The organism is Scytonema sp. PCC 10023 (assembly GCF_963920835.1).
Lineage (GTDB): Bacteria > Cyanobacteriota > Cyanobacteriia > Cyanobacteriales > Nostocaceae > Kalymmatonema.
In genome coordinates this window covers 94,389-110,902 of the sequence record NZ_CAWUDP010000015.1, presented here as the reverse complement: position 1 = coordinate 110,902, position 16,514 = coordinate 94,389, and the positions used below count along the sequence as shown (strand labels likewise).

The window sequence follows — 16,514 nt, the reverse complement described above, 5'->3', positions numbered from 1 at the left end:
AGCCGAACCACCAAACACAACCGGGAACGAGCTCAAACGACAGCTATCAACTTTTTACTTTGATTGCGCAATTGAGAACAAGAACGATGTAATCATAAATAAAATACCGCGCTTACGAGGTAGCACATGGAGCCACTGACTGCTGGTGCGATCGCCACTCTTGCTTTCAAAACAGCTTTTGGAGAGACGATTAAGAATCTGACGCAAGCAACCCTTGCTAAGATAAACGAGCTACGGAAGAAGATTTGGGATAAATTTCGGGGAAATCTTCAGGCAGAAACAGCACTGGTAGAAGCAGAGAAAGGTTCTGAGGCTTCTTTAGGGACGGTGACTGAGTACTTGCAAGCGGTGATGGCTAAACAACCAGAGTTTGCTGCTGATATAGAAAAATTAGCTCATGAAATTCAGCAAGAGATAAATATTGGGAAAATTCAAGGGCAGAATGTTCAGAATGTGTATGGTGGAGAAGCACAACAGAACAATGCTAACAACACCAATGCCCCAGTGATTCAAGGTGGCAGTGGTCATAATATCACATTCAACTGACTGCAGTCGTCCGAAGGGGAACGGGCAAAGTCAAATCCCCCAAATAATATTCTGTTTCAACGCTCCGCCAACTTTGTTGGCAGACAGCATGAACTTTCCCTACTGCGAGAAAAGTTGCAGCAACCAGGTGCAGTCGCAATTTCTGCAGTTTCCGGTATGGGTGGTGTTGGCAAAACCGAACTCGCAATGCAATATGCACGAATACATGAAGATGATTACCCTGGTGGTATTTGCTGGTTAAATGCCAGAAAATCAGATTTAGCAGCAGAAATAGTGCAGTTTGCCCAGTTGTACATGAAACTGGAAGTACCGCAGCAGGATTTCCGAGGAAGACAGCTAAGTCTCACCGAACAGGTACACTGGTGCTGGCAGCACTGGCAACCAGCAGAAGGACTAGCGTTGGTGGTCTTGGATTATATCACAGATTTAGGGAATTGTCAAAAATTCATACCAACGGCTCATCGCTTCCGTGTGTTAATGACAACACGGTTGCGAAATCTAGATTCTAATATTCAGGAGATATCCTTGGATGTGCTGTCACCAGAAGAAGCTTTGGAATTGTTGACAAAGCTAGTGGGTGAAAGACGGGTGCAAAAGGAAGAGGAAACAGCGAAACAGTTGTGTGAATGGCTGGGATATCTACCTTTGGGTTTGGAATTGGTGGGGCGGTATTTGGCTAAAAAACCTCCCCATTGGAGTTTAGCTAAGATGCTGGAGCGACTGAAACAGCAGCGACTCCAAGATGAAGCCATAAACCAGCAATTGCAACAAACCCTGAGTACAGCACAGCTTGGGGTTCTGGCTGCATTTGAATTAAGTTGGCTGGAACTCCATCCTACGACACAGCGTGTCGGTGAGTTATTAAGCTTATTTGCACCGGATATTTTTGCTTGGGAATGGGTAGAGTCTGCAACACAGATGCTCAATTGGGCTTCAACTGAAGTTGAAACAGCGCTTGATCAACTTTACGAACGCCATTTGATTCAATCGGTGGAAGATAAAACTGGATATAGAGATGATTCCTACAAAATTCATCCCTTAATTCGGGAGTTTTTGAAAGTCAAGCAAGCAGCATCAGAACAAGCCGATGAGTTGAAAGGTGCTTTTGCAGAAACTTTTATCGCAATTGCTAAAACAATTCCCGACTCGCCAACCCGTCGTGATATTGAATCAGTCAAAGATGCTATTCCACATTTAGCAGAGGTGGCACAAAATCTGACTGATGCAGTCAGTGATGAAAATTTACCTTGGGCTTTTGTTGGCTTAAGTAGATTTTATTCTGGACAGGGTTTGTATGCGCTGGCTCAACCGTGGTTAGAGCAATGTGTATCAGTGGTACAATCCCGTTTGGGAGAAGAGCATCCGGATGTCGCCTTAAGTTTCAACAACTTGGCTGAACTCTACTATTCCCAAGGACGGTACACTGATGCAGAACCACTTTTAATCAAAGCTTTGGAACTAAGGCAACGCCTGCTCTTAGAAGAGCACCCTGATGTCGCCACCAGTTACAACGACTTGGCATTGCTCTACTCTTCCCAAGGACGCTACACTGAAGCAGAACCACTCCACATCAAAGCATTGGAACTAAGGCAACGCCTGCTCTTAGATGAGCATCCGGATGTCGCCTCCAGTTACGGCAGCTTGGCTCTTCTCTACCGTTCCCAAGGACGGTACACTGATGCAGAACCACTCTACATCAAAGCTTTGGAACTATACCAACGCCTGCTAGGAGAAGAGCATCCGGATGTCGCCAGCAGTTTCAACAACTTGGCATTACTCTACTCTGACCAAGGACGGTACACTGAAGCAGAACCACTTTTAATCAAAGCTTTGGAACTAAGGCAACGCCTGCTCTTAGATGAGCATCCCTCTGTCGCCACCAGTTACAACAACTTGGCTGCACTCTACCGTTCCCAAGGACGGTACACTGATGCAGAACCACTCCTCATCAAAGCTTTGGAACTAAGGCAACGCCTGCTCTTAGATGAGCATCCCTCTGTCGCCTCCAGTTACAACAATTTGGCTGCACTCTACTCTGACCAAGGACGGTACGCTGAAGCAGAACCACTCTACATCAAAGCATTGGAACTATACCAACGCCTGCTAGGAGAAGAGCATCCGGATGTCGCCTCCAGTTACAACAACTTGGCTGAACTCTACCGTTCCCAAGGACGGTACACTGATGCTGAACCACTCTACATCAAAGCTTTGGAACTAAGGCAACGCCTGCTCTTAGATGAGCATCCCTCTGTCGCCACCAGTTACAACAACTTGGCTGCACTCTACTATTCCCTTGGACGGTACACTGATGCTGAACCACTCCTCATCAAAGCTTTGGAACTATACCAACGCCTGCTAGGAGAAGAGCATCCGGATGTCGCCAGCAGTTTCAACAACTTGGCATTACTCTACTCTGACCAAGGACGGTACACTGATGCAGAACCACTCTACATCAAAGCTTTGGAAATTGCTGAACGCAGCTTAGGAGTCAATCATCCCAACACAATCACTATCCGTGAAAATTTGCAATTCTTACGTGATAATCGCCAGTCTTATAACAGTGAACAGTGAACAGTAAACAGTGAACAAAAAACTGATAACTGATAACTGATAACTGATAACTGTTAATTAGGCTCAAAGTGCAATACCATAATCTGATTTGGACGCAAACCAATTGATTCATAGGTGCGTCCGTTGCGATGCTCCTTCATGAGCCGCCCCAAGGGGGCGATCGCTAAACTCAACCTCACTCATCTGTACCACCCGCCAACATCTCAACCACTGTACCAACTTGTCCACGCCACAAATTGTATTCGGGAAGGTCTACCGTCAAGGCTACCACATCAAGCAATTTGATTGAATTGGTTGTCATCTCATCTCACCTCCAGGTATTACAGAGGATAGCAGGTTGTTAATCTCGGAATATCAGAATCATGTTCGATTGGCTTTGCCACTGCCCCGAATCGCGATTGGCTTTGCCACTGCCCCTTGGGCAATCGCGCCGGGCGCGGGCACTCCGTGCCATCGCACAGATGGCGAGTCATTTGAACCGGAGCAACGCTTACGCTCACAGCATTTGAGTTATTTTTTAAATAAATATTAGTTGGCATTTTGGCAACTGCGCCAATTTTATGAGCAGTATCGTAGGTGTTAATACGTTCTTGCACAAAAAATCACACGGCACAAGGCTAAAACCTCCTCTTACCGGTGAGCTACCGGGTCTTGTAATGCACGACTCAATATGAGTGCCAGCCCTATGCAGTCGTGGTTTTATACCCCCTAAGTGATAGCTTAGGGGTTTTTCTTTTTAAAATTTTTACTTAGTTATATTACTTATATTTATTGTTATATTTAACACTAAACTAAGAAAGATTAATGATCATAAGTGGATCAAGAATTTCGTGAAGTACCCTAAGTTCCGCTACGCTTCACTTATGACATGGAAAATAACCCAGCGATGCTGAGTTAAAGATAGTAAAGAAGGAATCAATGTTATGGCACACTTATTTGAACCGCTTCTAAAAATCTACGCATATCTGGGTAATGATACTCAAATCTATGTAGAGGGAACTAGGCGGTGTATGTTCCAAGAAATCATCTTTAATGCCGAGGCTTGCTTTGAACAGATTGCTCTGTCCATCGCTTGGTCAAAGACTCCCAGTTAGAGATAGCATAGAAGTTGTGACGCTTAATGCTAGATTTCTTAATCAGATTATTCAATTGGTTCCACAGCGACCATACGTGCTTTCCATCCTTCACGGAGAGATAGGCGGTTATGGTCGCTGGTATATTTTCTGTTAATCTCATGCCACGTCGGGCTATAGCCATCGCAGCAGCTTCATCACTGGCTAGTCCATACTGACGTGCATACTTTACCAGTCCAATAACGCTGGTATACGCTGGATTCACCTTCATAAGATAAATCCCTCGGTTACTCAAAATACTTTCTAATAACTCATAAAAACGGCTGTATGCCCAACCAGAAAGCATCCGAGCATATTTTTTACCACATTCAGATAACTGTTCTTTCTTAGTAGAAAAGTCTAATTCTTCACAAACAACAGGACAAGCAAACGTGTCTGCCAACGTTGCTAGTTGCAAGCAAGCATCGACTATCTGAGCATCCTGCTTACCACACGGCAATCCCATTTGTAGCGGGATCTTACCTCGGTGTTTCAAGTTTCCATTGCAGTCAACATATGCCCAGCCGATTGAGCCAGGATTCATGTCAATCCCAATGCAGCCATAAGCAGAATGCCTAGAGATGCACTTTACTGGCGCTGGAGTGAATTGTACGGCAGCGTTCCACTTACCATCTTTACGATAAAAATGCCAGGTCTTAGAGCCGTCTTTGGGTAATCTATTAATTCTGCGGTCAAAGTTACCTAACTTAGTTTGTACGTATTTGCCAAATTTTGATTCCAGGCAGGCTGGAACACGAAACTTGAGGATATTTCCATCCCACTGAGAAACTTGATTACCAAAAGATTCATCCTTGGAACCTACTACAAATACTTGGTCTTTAGGGATAACTGCCTGAATTAGAGCAGTTTTTAAATGCTCAATTTGTTTAGTTAATTGGTAAGCACGACGCTTCTTGTTGTGAATTTGGAAGCGAAGGTTTTTCCAATTCGTATCACCAAATTGAAGAGAGCAGGACAGAGTAAACCTGCAACCTGTCTTAGACTTCTGCCAATTCTTCTTGCTGTAGAACTTTTGGGAATCGGCTAATCTCTTTTCTGATTTACTAATCCATGAATTAATAGACTTTAGCTTACCTTCTAATGTCTTAATGTGGCGTTTTCTATGTTCTTTAGATGCGTCTACCGCTCCTTGAGCATAGCTAATTACACCGTTAGCGTGTCGTTTAGAGATACCGTAAGTCGTTTGTAAGTAAGTATTCCAGCTAGACTTATTGAAGTTGTTTCCAGCTAGAAGATAGTTGGCTGTTTCACACGCTGCTTTGTGGAATACCGGACTCAGGGCAGCCAGAAACATCTCAAACTCTGTGAAACCTAAACTATTCAATTCTTCTGCTGGAGTCGGTAAACCTTTAACATACGTGAGAGTTGCCATTTATTTCACCGAGTCAATCACATTCGATATACCATCAATTAGTTTCTTGTTCTTACGGCTTCTTGCACCATAAAGACGCGCTGAGAATACTGTCACAAGCTCAATCATATCTTGAACTAATTCTTGCTCAAAACTCAATTCCTCAGTAGATTTATTAATGATTACTACTTCAGTCTCCATCTCTTCACACATAGCAAATACTAATTCAGCACCGAATCGTAGTAATCTATCTTTATGAGTTAATACGAGTCTGCCTACATCACCTTTGAGTATTCGAGTCAAAAGCTTTCGGAGTCCTTTTTTGTTATAGTTCAAGCCACTTCCTAAGTCTTGGATGGTCTCAAACTGCCAACCATTTGAGCCACTGAAAGCTTCTAAAACTTGGATTTGTCTAGTTAAATCATTCTTTTGGTCGTGGCTTGAAACTCTCGCATAATTAATCGTTATGCGGTCATCTAACTGCTTCAAGTCACGAGGCGTAATTCGTTTGATATCTGCTAAATAGAAGCGTCTATGTCCACTTGGAGCGCGTTCATATCTAATCTTTCCTGCGTCAGCCCACCTCCTAATTGTGTCTACTGAAACTCCTAATTCTTTAGCAGCATCACCGATGCTGATAGTCACAGATTGAATGTCCTCCATATCGTTGTCTCTGATCTAGAACACATTCAATTATATTGGCATTACGGAAGACTTGCCAAGATATGCCTAGATATTTTTATTCAGCTACCAGCCCCTTACAATTCGCGCAGTCACTTTTCGCAACCGGATTGCCGTTGCACCAATGTGTCAATATTCCAGTACTGATGGGTATGCCAATGATTGGCATTTAGTTCATTTGGCAAGCCGTGCGGTTGGCGGTGCGGGTTTAGTGATCACAGAAGCGGCTGCGGTGGAACCGCGAGGACGTATCAGTCCTCAAGATTTGGGGATTTGGTCAGATGCACATATTGAGCCACTTGCAAAAATTGTAGAACTTATTCACAATTTGGGTTCTATTGCAGGGATTCAACTTGCTCATGCAGGAAGAAAAGCCAGTACAGCACCACCTTGGGAAGGCGGAAAAGTCGTGGATGAATCTGCTGGCGGTTGGCGTCCTGTGGTTTCTAGCAGTGCGATCGCTTTTACTGAAAATCACCCTGTTCCAGAAGCATTAAATAGCGAAGGAATTGCACAAATTATTCATGCTTTTGTGCAAGCTGCAAAACGCTCTGTGGAAGCTGGATTTAAAGTGATTGAAATTCACGCGGCTCATGGCTATTTATTGCATCAATTTCTCTCGCCTTTGAGCAATCATCGAGAGGATGAATATGGAGGGAGTTTTGAAAATCGTACTCGTTTCTTAAGAGAAGTTGTCAGCGGGGTACGAGAAGTTTTGCCCGAAGGTTATCCATTATGGGTGCGAATTTCAGCAACAGATTGGGCAGAAAATGGCTGGGACATAGAGCAAAGTATAGCGCTTGCAGATAAACTCAAAAATCTGGGTGTCGATTTAATTGACACCTCAAGTGGTGGTACTTTACCAAAGGTTAATATTCCTTATGGTCCTGGTTATCAGACTCAGTTTGCTTCCAGAATTCGTAATGAGGCAAATATTTTGACTGGGGCTGTAGGTTTGATTACATCACCAGAACAAGCTGACCATATTATTCGCACTGGTCAAGCAGATGTTGTATTACTTGCGCGAGAATTGCTACGCAATCCTTACTGGCCATCATATGCCGCGAAAACGTTAGGAAAAGATCAAGTTTCGCCCGTTCAGTATGAGCGAGCATGGCTTTGAATTTCCAAAACTCTTTTCAACAACAAATTCTACTTTTCCAGAGTACCATCTGACAGGCTTTGAGATATTCTGCGGCATAGCCCTACCTACTATTTGTGGTTTAATCATTTGAAAAGGGCTGTAAGGTAAAGATGATGACAGAAATAACGCGCCGCAAATTTATCGCAACTGCTACCTTGGCAACGGGTTTTGCCCTCGCAGTGCAACCGATTTATGCCCAAGTCATCACCACCGATGCCAAGGGGTTGGTAGCTGGTGCGGTGAAAATTCCCGTCAAAGATGGGGAAATTCCTGCCTACAGAGCAATGCCTGCTACTGGTAAAAATTTCCCGATAGTCCTGGTGATTCAGGAAATCTTTGGTGTACATGAGCACATTCAGGATGTCTGCCGTCGTTTTGCTAAGTTGGGGTACGTGGCGATCGCTCCGGAATTGTTCGTCCGTCAGGGCGATGTCTCGAAGTTAAGCAGCGTAGACGAAATTCGCCAGGTGGTCGCTAAAGTGCCAGATGCCCAGGTGTTGTCGGATCTTGATGCCACGACGGAGTGGGCTGTGAAGTCAGCTCAGGGTAATGCCGGTAAGTTGGGGATTACGGGCTTTTGCTGGGGTGGTCGCATTACGTGGTTGTACTCCGCACACAATCCCAAGGTTAAGGCAGGCGTAGCCTGGTACGGGCGACTGGTGGGCGATGCTACCGAACTAACGCCCAAGCATCCCGTCGATATTGCGTCTACGCTGAAAGTCCCCATTCTCGGACTCTACGGCGGCAAAGATACGGGCATTCCCCTGGATACCGTGGAGCAAATGCGATCGCGCCTTGCGTCCAGCAGCAGCAAATCCGAAATCATTGTCTACCCCGATGCACCTCATGCCTTTTTTGCCGATTATCGCCCCTCTTACCGCGAGAAAGAAGCCAAAGATGGGTGGCAACGACTCCAGGCGTGGTTTAAGCGGCATGGCGTCTAAGTCTGCGGATGGGCTGCTTCAGTTGATTTTTCTTTATAGGAAAAGCGCTTCAGCGGAGAAAACGAGCAGCACTAAGCTGACTCACAAAGACAGATTGCTCAGGTTTGGTGCTGAGTTGGTGTTTGCCATGTGTGAAGAGTTTGAAACAGAAGTGGTCATTATTAATAAATCATCGGAGGAAGTCACATTTGAGCAAGAACTGGTGCAGGACATGATTGAACTCATCACAGTGTTTTCAGCGCGTCTTTATGGCTCACGCTCTAAGAAAAACAAGAAATTAATTGACGGTATGACTCAGGTTGTCAAGGAGGTGTCGTAGTGCTGTTAGGTTTCAAGACAGAGTTGAAATTACAGAGCTACAAGCGTACAGCATTAATGAAACATTGTGGTATAGCTCGTCATGCTTGGAATTGGGGACTTAGTTTGACCAAACAAATACTTGACCATAACAAAGCGAATCCAAATGACAAAATCAAATTTCCTACTGCCATTGATCTCCACAAATGGTTGGTAGCAAAGCGTGAAATCTGAAAATGAATGGTATTACGAATGCTCTAAATCCACACCACAGCAAGCTTTAATGGCATTGCGCGAAGCTTGGAAGCGCTGTTTTAACAAGACTGCTGGCGTTCCAAAGTTCAAGAAAAAAGGTAAACGTGACTCTTTCACATTAGAAGGCACTGTCAAAATCTTAGGTAATAACAAGATTCAAGTACCCGTGATTGGTGTTCTCAAAACCTACGAACGACTACCAGAGGTTTTAACTAAATCTTGCACAATATCTCGACAAGCTGATAGGTGGTTTATTAGCTTCCGATTTGACGTAGAACAACAGGAATCAAACAATACAGACGTTGTAGGCGTTGACCTCGGTGTCAAAAATCTGGCTACATTCTCAACAGGTGAAGTCATTTCGGGAGCTAAATCCTACAAAAAATATGAAGCCAAGTTAAGCAGAATGCAGTGGTTGAACCGCAATAAAATTATTGGTTCAAACAACTGGAAAAAAGCGCAGATGGCTGTAGCTCGTCTGCACAGGAAGATAGCCAATATCCGCAAAGACACATTACACAAATTAACCACAATGCTTGCCAAGAACCACGGCACGATTGTGATTGAGAATTTAAATGTGTCAGGCATGATGGCTAATCATAAACTGGCTAAAGCTATTGCTGACATGGGATTTTACGAGTTCCGTAGACAGTTAACCTACAAGTGTGAACTGTATGGCTCCAAGCTGGTTGTAGTTGACCGATGGTTCCCATCCAGCAAGACTTGCTCTAACTGCGGAACCAAAAAAGAAACACTTTCTCTAGATGAGAGAGTGTTTATCTGTGAGCATTGCCGTTTTACGATTGACCGCGACTTGAACGCAGCAATTAATTTGAAGAACGCGGTCAGTTAGATCGTGTGAGCCTGTGGACTGGTTAACGCCGACGTTACCAGAATGAAGCAGGAAGTAACCGAAACCTAAAGTAATCTGATTGGTACAAATTATCTAGCAAGCGAAAAGTCCAGTTATGGGTAGCTTTGGGTAGGTGTTATGTAACGGCTAGCACGGCGATCGCAAGACCGACAATCCAGCGCGTTGCTAAGTTTAGGCGTTGCCCCCAAAGGATAACAACCAGTATCAGCGCAGCGGCGAGAGCAAGCCAGCGGATGATCATGATAGGCAAGAAGATGATGACGGCTTCATTAGCAGTGATTCCAGGGTGTGTAAATGGGGAGAGGGGCACGCATCTGGAATCATGCGAATGTCCTCGTACTCAGTCTGCGTGCCACAACAGAAGCGATCGCCAAAGAGATATTGGATGCCTGGTTTGCCACGCCTTACTCCAACGATGACTGGAACCTCCAGCAAATCGAGCGTATCAGACAGTTAGAGAAAATAGAGAAAAGCACAAGCGAACAAAAAATATCCTAAAATGCTGGCAGCACAGCCCCCTGATACTTTTCGTTAATGAACTGTTTGACTTGTGGGGAAGTCAAAAGCTTTGCCAGTGTTTGAATCCTAGGATCTTTCTCCCGTGTACGCAACACTGGTAAGACATTAGCATAGGGATTGCCTTGAGCCGATCCCAGCGCCAGTGCGTTTTTATTCGGCTTTAAACCAATTTGCACATAGTTACCGTTAATTACCACCAGAGCAACATCATCGAGCGATCGCGGCAATTGTTGAATTGAATGCGTGAATTTTGAATTTTGAATTCCAAGGGCTGTCGGCTCCTACATTCTTAATTGGAACCCTCTAGATGCTAAAACATTCATAAACTAATCATAATTACCTCTGTTTATAGAATGCCGAAAAAAATTTCTCTTGGGTTCCTGCTGCTATTTTTAGGCACCCAGGTAGGTATTACCACCCTAAAACCAGTCCAAGCACAAACACCAACTGTACCAACAGAAACCACCACAAAATCAATTTGTCCCGCCCAACTGGAAACATCTGTAGATGCTGTGATCAATCGTCCTTTATTCACTCGGGCGCGTTGGGGGATTTTAGTACAACCTTTGTCCTCTACCCAAATTCTTTACAGTCGGGATGCGCAAAAATACTTCACCCCAGCTTCCACAACTAAACTGCTGACAACAGCTGCTGCACTACAGCAACTTGGTACAAATTTTCGCATTCGCACCTCTGTGTATCGTGGTGGTGACGGTGTTTTGCGTGTTGTAGGTAGGGGAGATCCGAGTTTGACTGATGCACAATTGGCTGCTTTGGCAAAGCAGTTGAAACAGAGAGGCATTCAGAGAGTAAATCAGTTGATTGCTGATGATACTTATATTAAAGGAGATATTGTTCACCCCTCTTGGCAATGGGAAGATATACAGTCAGACTATGGCGCACCTATCAACAGCCTAATTTTAAATCAAAATGTTTCTACTATAAGACTTCTACCGCAAACTGTAGGACAACCTCTCAAAGTTATCTGGAATGATATCACTGAGGATAGACAGTGGCAAGTTATTAATCAGTCAGTAACAACAGCAGAAAACCAACCAACATTCACTAATGTTACCCGTGATTTGAAAGGACAAACTTTACGAATTCAAGGGCAATTGGCAGTCAATTCTGAACCTGCGTTAGTCAGTTTACCTGTTCTTGCTCCTGCTGAATATTTCTTACGTCGTTTTCGTAGTACTTTGATAGCAGAAAAAATCCCCGTTATACAGACGTTTGTGTCACCTACTAATGGCAAGAATGAAGAAGAATTAGCTAATGTGGAATCTCCGCCACTATCCGAACTTCTCGCACTGACAAACATCAACAGTAATAATCTCTTTGCTGAGTCATTGTTGAGGGCATTAGCTATTAAAAAACCACCCCTTGAAAATCAAACTTCTGCTGATGCAGGTTTGGAAGTGATGAAGGCGACGTTAACCCAGATGGGAGTCGATCCTGTCGGTTACTCTGTGGTAGATGGTTCAGGGTTATCTCGTAAAAACTTAATCAGTCCAGAAGCTTTGGTACAAACTTTGCAAGCAATGGCTAAATCACCAGCAGCGTTGGTGTATCGTGCATCTTTACCTGTAGCAGGTAGAAGCGGAACTCTGAAAAATCGCTTTCAAAACACACCTGCCGAAGGTATTGTACAAGCAAAAACAGGCACCATGAGCGGTGTTGTTTCCTTGGCTGGATATGTGAATGCTCCTAGATATGGTCCAGTCGTTTTTAGTATTATGGTAAATCAAAGCGAACAGCCTGCAAGGGTTGTCCGCCAGGGAATGGATGAAATTGTGGTGTTATTAGCTCAACTGCAAAATTGTTAAATCACTAATGTTAAATCACTAAGGCAAATCGCCAAAGCGAGCCTCGCTAAGCGAGGAGCTTCGCTAACGCGATACTTTTGTAATATATCTTCTAGATTTTGCGATTGCCCAAAGGGCAGTGCGCTCCGCGCAATCGCTGGCGTTCTGCTTCTAATTCTTGTTGTGCTTGTTCAGCACGTTGCTTTTCTTGTTCAGCGCACCAAATCTGCTAATTAGGAAGACATAATTATCGCAGTTTTCAATTGATTGCAATACACCGCGCTTGTAGGGGCACAGCACTGCTGTGCCCCTACTATGTGGTGGATGCTATCTCTTCAATAATTCCTTAAAAGAGTGCAAACTATAATTTAAAACTTTCCCCGTATTAAATAGTTGATATCCAGCAAATAATAAAGCAGAAGATACAAGAATCGCAAAAAGATTAACTGACGCGAAGACATTGCCGGTAAACAGCATGAATGCGATTCCCAGCCCTATCAAAACCCATCCTATATTACGGTTTAAATGCCGTTGGGTTAAGACAATAACCCCTGTAACACATAACAGCACACCAGGAATACGTACAAACAAACCAATGTGAGTATTCGCAGATATTATCACAATCCCTGCAATCATCAGCACTAAACCAACAAGCTTGCTGGGACGATCCACTTGGGGTTGTTTGTTGTTCTCAACAACCTGAGGCTGGACAATCTCAGGCTGCATAATTTTAGCCTGAATGACTGTAGCTGGATGAATCGGTGTGGAATGAGAAGTAGAAACAAAATTTTGTTTATGTTGAAATATAAAAGTTACCTTTTCTTCCTGACCTAGGTCGATTTTATCTCCTATGTTGAGGGGATAGCGCTGTTTTGGTTCTAGCTTGATATTGTTGAGAAAGGTTCCGTTGGCGCTTTCCACATCAATAATATAGTACGTGCTTTCTTCTACCTGAATCTCTGCATGCAGCCGAGAAACAATATCGGCATTTGGCAAAGCTAAAACATTGATGTCCGGGGCGATTTGGTCATTTGGCTTACCGATGCGAATGACAGCGAGATTCGGTGGTAACTCAAAAGAGGTGTTAGTTTGAACATGAAAAAGCTCTAAACTTAGCCCTGTTGTCTGTAATGTGCTGAGGTTTTGCATGGCTTGCTTTTAGGGAGCAATTTTTCAATTTATCTAAATTGTCTTGTCTTGTGGCAAAAATGCTTCAGTGAGCAACCGATTTTTTATTGTCTCAAATTTGACTTTTAAGTTATTGTTTCTAAAATTGTTCCAAACAGAATTTGAGATTCGATAGTTCTGTACTCTTGTCCTCATTACTCTCAATATTAACAAGTTCATAAATATCTACAAAGGAAAGTTGAAAATCTATTGAGGAAAATGGCAACACTGCATCAAAAGATTCATACTCAGTTAGTGTCCAATTTCCTTGTACATTTTTGGTAAATTGCTCTATATAATAAGTATCCTGATCAATGACAATATATTCTTTAAATTCTAGAATTGACCGATAAAAGCGAAATTTCTCTGCTTCTTTATGGTTATGATTTAATTTTGAGGAAACATGAATAATAACTGAGGGATTCATGACTGTGGTAGTATCAGTTCCCTCATAGATTGGTTCTCCCTGAATAACCATCACATCTGGATAAGTGTATAGCTTATATCGCGGTATCCACAAGCGTATATCGTTGATAAAGACTCGATAGTTCTGTCCTCTCAGAGCAAATTTCAAGAAAGCATAAATATTACCTGCAATTTGATTATGATTAGTTGTACTCTCCTTCATTGGCAATATTTCTCCATAGCGATATTCACTTTTGTAGTCACGTTTTTCCGTGTGTGATGGCATCTCATCCTGATTTCAGCGAAAGATCCTGAATTTAGAATACAATCAGTGAGGGCGTATGCCACCAAAACTCATTCGCTAGTCGTACAAAGTTCATTTTGTAAGCGCAAGCGCACACTACGTGTTGGCGCAGCCTGTCCTTTTGGACTTACGCGTAGCGTGTCCTCCGGACATATTCTGACTCGTGAGTTCCTAGCTGCGGAGTACTTTCTTGGTCACTTAAGCTATACTGCCACGCTTTCTGGCTTCCTTGTAAGAAGTTCCTACATTTTTGATGCCAGCTTTAATCATTTGTCGTTCAAGGAGGGCAAAGAACCGCGCCTTATCCCCACCACGTACAACCGCTTGATTGTGCGCTTCGGCGATCGCCACTGGATAGCCATATCCTTTCTGCACTTGTCCTAGCATGAGTCCCAGTGCAGAGTCTAACATAGCTGTGTTCTCCACTACCCATGATGGTACTTCTATCCGGGCGATTTCGGTTCCCACATGCACGTAACAAAAGTAAATTTGTTGGTCTTCGTACAGTTCAAGAATGCGAACGTTACTACGCCATAAGCAACCACGTTGTCCTGGTTTGAGTTGGGTGGACAAAAGAGTTGTATCTCGTAACGGTTCAAAAACCTTGCAAGGGACTTTTTCTAGTTGATTCGGGCAAAAGCTGGCACAATCTGGTACTGTGTGGGGACAAGCTAAAAGACGCAAAAAGTTCATCCCTTCAACGTTACGCGAAGCACTCACATAGCCCATCAAAGGAATTTGAGCTTCCCGCAACTTCTGCCAAGCTTCTAGGATAGGCGGTAAAATGTGAGCGCGTGCATCTAAGGGTAATTGCTCTAAAAACCAGTAAATTAAAGAACCATCTACCATTGCTAGCGTAGGAACTTCTTTTGTCTCCTTGTCTTCTTGTCCTTCTTGTCCCTCTTGTCCCTCTTTTACGCCACAAGCCAATTCTGCTAGCACAGTTGCTTCGCTGACTGTACGGCGGAAACTCATCCATTCTTCGGTACGAATACCCCACTGACGAGAAAGATATAAATCTTCTGGGCGATAAAATATCTCTGGCAAACTATCTAGAAGCGGGTAACGGTTTTGTCCGTAGTGTAAGACAACTCTACCCATGTTGAGAAGATAGCAGTAAGCAATTTCATGGTGACTGGGGGATATTTGGGAACCATCGGTAGCAATGACGGTATGAATTTTCGGGGGAACTGGGATCTCAATGCAGGTGTTGAGTGGTTCTATGGGGGTTGCATTGGCAAACAAGATGCGATCGCGCCATTTTTCCTGTCGCTGTACTAACTCTTCCTGACACTCTAAAGCGTTTTGAAAATGTTTTTGAGCCAATTCTAAACGCTGGCGACTAGCAACCGCCTCTTGCGTCAGATGTTGACTCAAACCCTGCATTTGTCCGGTGATTTTAGTAAGGTCAAGCATAATCGTAAGTCCTGAGTTTTGAGCCTGAGTCTTGAGAAGTCATTTATAAAGTAAAAATAAAATTATTGTAGGGTGTGTTAGGCGCACCATGCTCGATATGATTTGTAACGAAGAACATGACATGAGCGCCTAACGCACCGCCATATAGCTGAGTTTTGAGTCCTGAGTCTTGAGTGTTCAAATAAAGGTACTCAGCACTCATGACTCAGAACTATCTTAAAGCCACTCAGAGAAATCTTGAGCAAACTGAGTGAGTGATAACAACTCAAGTTGTGGGTCATTTTGAGCAGTCACTTTGTCAGTTGGGGTATTGTAACCCCAGTCTGCAAGGAAAAGTTTCACTCCCTCAAGATCTGGTTGCTGTTGGACAAGCTGTAATGTTTTCAGCCGATCTTCTACAAACCATAAACTGTCTGGTGAAGTATTTGTCCCCTGAATTAATTCTCGCAGAATTTCGTGTTTCGGACGCTTCACCTCTTTGCCAAAAATGGCTTCTCGTGGTATATCTAACCCTCCTTGTTGTAACAGCTGCTGTGCGAAACGCCCTTCTTTTGTGGTAATGATATATAGATGAACTGTGCTGGTAGCGGTTGCTTTGAGTTTCTCCACCACACCCGCATAAAACTTATGCAAACTCAGCCAACCGTTTAGATCTGTAGCAATCCATTCATCCCGTATCTTGTCTAGTTTACTGCCAATTTCTGCCCCTTTGAGATTGTCTGTTAACAAAATTTGTTGGGCAATTTTTGCCCATTCTTGAAGAATTTTTTCTTCAGGAATTCCTTCTACCAATGCTTTGACTAAAACGGGCATTTCCCAACCAGTTTCAATCACAGGTCTAAGCTGATAGAACTTAGAGGCTAAATCATTTGCTGGTGTATCTTGCTGTGGCAACCAAACTTTACAATAAGTACGCCAGGCTACTTCAAAATATTCAATCAATCCGTCGCAAATCACACCATCAAAGTCCAAAGCCAGAATTGTGGGAGTCATTGCCGTCATTGTTTGGAGGTGAACCAACTTTCAATAAAGCTGCTGTTGACAGCTTACCTGACAAATCGAACTTATGCAGTAGTTATGCCAACGGTTCCCGAATGTGCCA

15 protein-coding genes and 3 pseudogenes are annotated in these 16,514 nt (G+C 43.6%); 8 read left to right on the top strand and 10 right to left on the bottom strand.

The genetic code is table 11. From position 1 onward, the window contains the following. Nucleotides 1-126 precede the first annotated feature (126 nt). Both ACM0OZ_RS11800 and ACM0OZ_RS11795 read left to right on the top strand, forming a co-directional pair. The gene (locus tag ACM0OZ_RS11800; RefSeq protein WP_414583019.1) at nt 127-546 is read left to right on the top strand and encodes a hypothetical protein; all 420 of its coding nucleotides are present in this window, start codon (nt 127-129) and stop codon (nt 544-546) included. 102 nt (nt 547-648) lie between these two features. Next, entirely contained in the window at nt 649-3,117 is a 2,469-nt protein-coding gene (locus tag ACM0OZ_RS11795; protein WP_414583048.1) for a tetratricopeptide repeat protein, read from the top strand. Between the two features lie 53 nt (nt 3,118-3,170). On the opposite strand, the pseudogene ACM0OZ_RS11790 reads toward ACM0OZ_RS11795, so the two are convergent. The 4 genes and pseudogenes from ACM0OZ_RS11790 to ACM0OZ_RS11775 form a co-directional block, all read right to left on the bottom strand. Next, a pseudogene (locus tag ACM0OZ_RS11790) lies at nt 3,171-3,418 on the bottom strand (DUF4926 domain-containing protein). A gap of 19 nt (nt 3,419-3,437) precedes the next feature. Next, the gene (locus ACM0OZ_RS11785) at nt 3,438-3,713 is read right to left on the bottom strand and encodes a hypothetical protein (RefSeq protein WP_414583018.1); all 276 of its coding nucleotides are present in this window, start codon (nt 3,711-3,713) and stop codon (nt 3,438-3,440) included. A 433-nt stretch (nt 3,714-4,146) separates the two neighbouring features. Beyond that, complete coding sequence (locus tag ACM0OZ_RS11780; RefSeq protein ID WP_414583017.1) at nt 4,147-5,622, bottom strand: hypothetical protein; 1,476 nt, start codon at nt 5,620-5,622, stop codon at nt 4,147-4,149. Beyond that, on the bottom strand, nt 5,623-6,264 hold the full coding sequence (locus tag ACM0OZ_RS11775) for an IS607 family transposase (protein ID WP_414583016.1): 642 nt from the start codon (nt 6,262-6,264) through the stop codon (nt 5,623-5,625). It lies immediately after the preceding gene. Nucleotides 6,265-6,334: 70 nt separating this feature from the next. Between ACM0OZ_RS11775 and ACM0OZ_RS11770 the strand changes: the two genes are divergently transcribed. The 4 genes and pseudogenes from ACM0OZ_RS11770 to ACM0OZ_RS11755 all read left to right on the top strand — a co-directional run bounded on the left by ACM0OZ_RS11770 (nt 6,335) and on the right by ACM0OZ_RS11755 (nt 9,775). Further along, nucleotides 6,335-7,405, top strand: coding sequence for an NADH:flavin oxidoreductase/NADH oxidase (locus ACM0OZ_RS11770; RefSeq protein ID WP_414583047.1), 1,071 nt, complete (start codon nt 6,335-6,337; stop codon nt 7,403-7,405). A gap of 134 nt (nt 7,406-7,539) precedes the next feature. Then, nucleotides 7,540-8,370 (top strand): dienelactone hydrolase family protein, encoded by an 831-nt coding sequence (locus ACM0OZ_RS11765; RefSeq protein ID WP_414583046.1) that lies wholly within the window; start codon nt 7,540-7,542, stop codon nt 8,368-8,370. 76 nt (nt 8,371-8,446) lie between these two features. Beyond that, nucleotides 8,447-8,689, top strand: a pseudogene (locus ACM0OZ_RS11760) (IS607 family transposase); the annotation flags it as partial. Next, nucleotides 8,689-9,775, top strand: a pseudogene (locus ACM0OZ_RS11755) (RNA-guided endonuclease InsQ/TnpB family protein). The pseudogenes ACM0OZ_RS11760 and ACM0OZ_RS11755, both read left to right, overlap by 1 nt. Nucleotides 9,776-9,911: 136 nt before the next feature. Here ACM0OZ_RS11755 and ACM0OZ_RS11750 read toward each other — a convergent pair. Continuing rightward, on the bottom strand, nt 9,912-10,037 hold the full coding sequence (locus tag ACM0OZ_RS11750) for a hypothetical protein (RefSeq protein ID WP_414583015.1): 126 nt from the start codon (nt 10,035-10,037) through the stop codon (nt 9,912-9,914). Between the two features lie 53 nt (nt 10,038-10,090). Here ACM0OZ_RS11750 and ACM0OZ_RS11745 point away from each other — a divergent pair, with 53 nt between their 5' ends. Further along, on the top strand, nt 10,091-10,294 hold the full coding sequence (locus tag ACM0OZ_RS11745) for an RpiB/LacA/LacB family sugar-phosphate isomerase (RefSeq protein WP_414583014.1): 204 nt from the start codon (nt 10,091-10,093) through the stop codon (nt 10,292-10,294). On the opposite strand, the gene ACM0OZ_RS11740 is transcribed toward ACM0OZ_RS11745, so the two are convergent. Then, nucleotides 10,291-10,542, bottom strand: coding sequence for a MetQ/NlpA family ABC transporter substrate-binding protein (locus ACM0OZ_RS11740; RefSeq protein WP_414583013.1), 252 nt, complete (start codon nt 10,540-10,542; stop codon nt 10,291-10,293). The two genes, ACM0OZ_RS11745 and ACM0OZ_RS11740, sit on opposite strands and share 4 nt — an antisense overlap. A 126-nt stretch (nt 10,543-10,668) precedes the next feature. Here ACM0OZ_RS11740 and dacB point away from each other — a divergent pair, with 126 nt between their 5' ends. Next, on the top strand, nt 10,669-12,141 hold the full coding sequence (dacB, locus tag ACM0OZ_RS11735; RefSeq protein WP_414583012.1) for a D-alanyl-D-alanine carboxypeptidase/D-alanyl-D-alanine-endopeptidase: 1,473 nt from the start codon (nt 10,669-10,671) through the stop codon (nt 12,139-12,141). Nucleotides 12,142-12,447: 306 nt separating this feature from the next. Here the strand turns inward: dacB and ACM0OZ_RS11730 are convergent, their stop codons facing one another. The 4 genes from ACM0OZ_RS11730 to ACM0OZ_RS11715 all read right to left on the bottom strand — a co-directional run bounded on the left by ACM0OZ_RS11730 (nt 12,448) and on the right by ACM0OZ_RS11715 (nt 16,414). Continuing rightward, entirely contained in the window at nt 12,448-13,269 is an 822-nt protein-coding gene (locus tag ACM0OZ_RS11730; RefSeq protein WP_414583011.1) for an FHA domain-containing protein, read from the bottom strand. A 118-nt stretch (nt 13,270-13,387) separates the two neighbouring features. Further along, nucleotides 13,388-13,978 (bottom strand): Uma2 family endonuclease, encoded by a 591-nt coding sequence (locus ACM0OZ_RS11725; RefSeq protein ID WP_414583010.1) that lies wholly within the window; start codon nt 13,976-13,978, stop codon nt 13,388-13,390. A 216-nt stretch (nt 13,979-14,194) separates the two neighbouring features. Continuing rightward, nucleotides 14,195-15,412, bottom strand: a complete 1,218-nt coding sequence (locus tag ACM0OZ_RS11720) for a DNA double-strand break repair nuclease NurA (RefSeq protein WP_414583009.1) — start codon at nt 15,410-15,412, stop codon at nt 14,195-14,197. Between the two features lie 216 nt (nt 15,413-15,628). Next, nucleotides 15,629-16,414, bottom strand: a complete 786-nt coding sequence (locus tag ACM0OZ_RS11715) for an HAD family hydrolase (protein WP_414583008.1) — start codon at nt 16,412-16,414, stop codon at nt 15,629-15,631. Between the last annotated feature and the right edge of the window lie 100 nt (nt 16,415-16,514).

Bases quoted from the DNA above. Each gene is read 5' to 3' on its own strand.
- ACM0OZ_RS11775 (WP_414583016.1), bottom strand. From the start codon at position 6,264: ATGGAGGACATTCAATCTGTGACTATCAGCATCGGTGATGCTGCTAAA.
- ACM0OZ_RS11715 (WP_414583008.1), bottom strand. From the start codon at position 16,414: ATGACGGCAATGACTCCCACAATTCTGGCTTTGGACTTTGATGGTGTG.
- ACM0OZ_RS11720 (WP_414583009.1), bottom strand. From the start codon at position 15,412: ATGCTTGACCTTACTAAAATCACCGGACAAATGCAGGGTTTGAGTCAA.
- ACM0OZ_RS11745 (WP_414583014.1), top strand. From the start codon at position 10,091: ATGGGGAGAGGGGCACGCATCTGGAATCATGCGAATGTCCTCGTACTC.
- ACM0OZ_RS11765 (WP_414583046.1), top strand. From the start codon at position 7,540: ATGACAGAAATAACGCGCCGCAAATTTATCGCAACTGCTACCTTGGCA.
- ACM0OZ_RS11750 (WP_414583015.1), bottom strand. From the start codon at position 10,037: ATGATCATCCGCTGGCTTGCTCTCGCCGCTGCGCTGATACTGGTTGTT.
- dacB (WP_414583012.1), top strand. From the start codon at position 10,669: ATGCCGAAAAAAATTTCTCTTGGGTTCCTGCTGCTATTTTTAGGCACC.
- ACM0OZ_RS11800 (WP_414583019.1), top strand. From the start codon at position 127: ATGGAGCCACTGACTGCTGGTGCGATCGCCACTCTTGCTTTCAAAACA.
- ACM0OZ_RS11730 (WP_414583011.1), bottom strand. From the start codon at position 13,269: ATGCAAAACCTCAGCACATTACAGACAACAGGGCTAAGTTTAGAGCTT.
- ACM0OZ_RS11725 (WP_414583010.1), bottom strand. From the start codon at position 13,978: ATGCCATCACACACGGAAAAACGTGACTACAAAAGTGAATATCGCTAT.
- ACM0OZ_RS11780 (WP_414583017.1), bottom strand. From the start codon at position 5,622: ATGGCAACTCTCACGTATGTTAAAGGTTTACCGACTCCAGCAGAAGAA.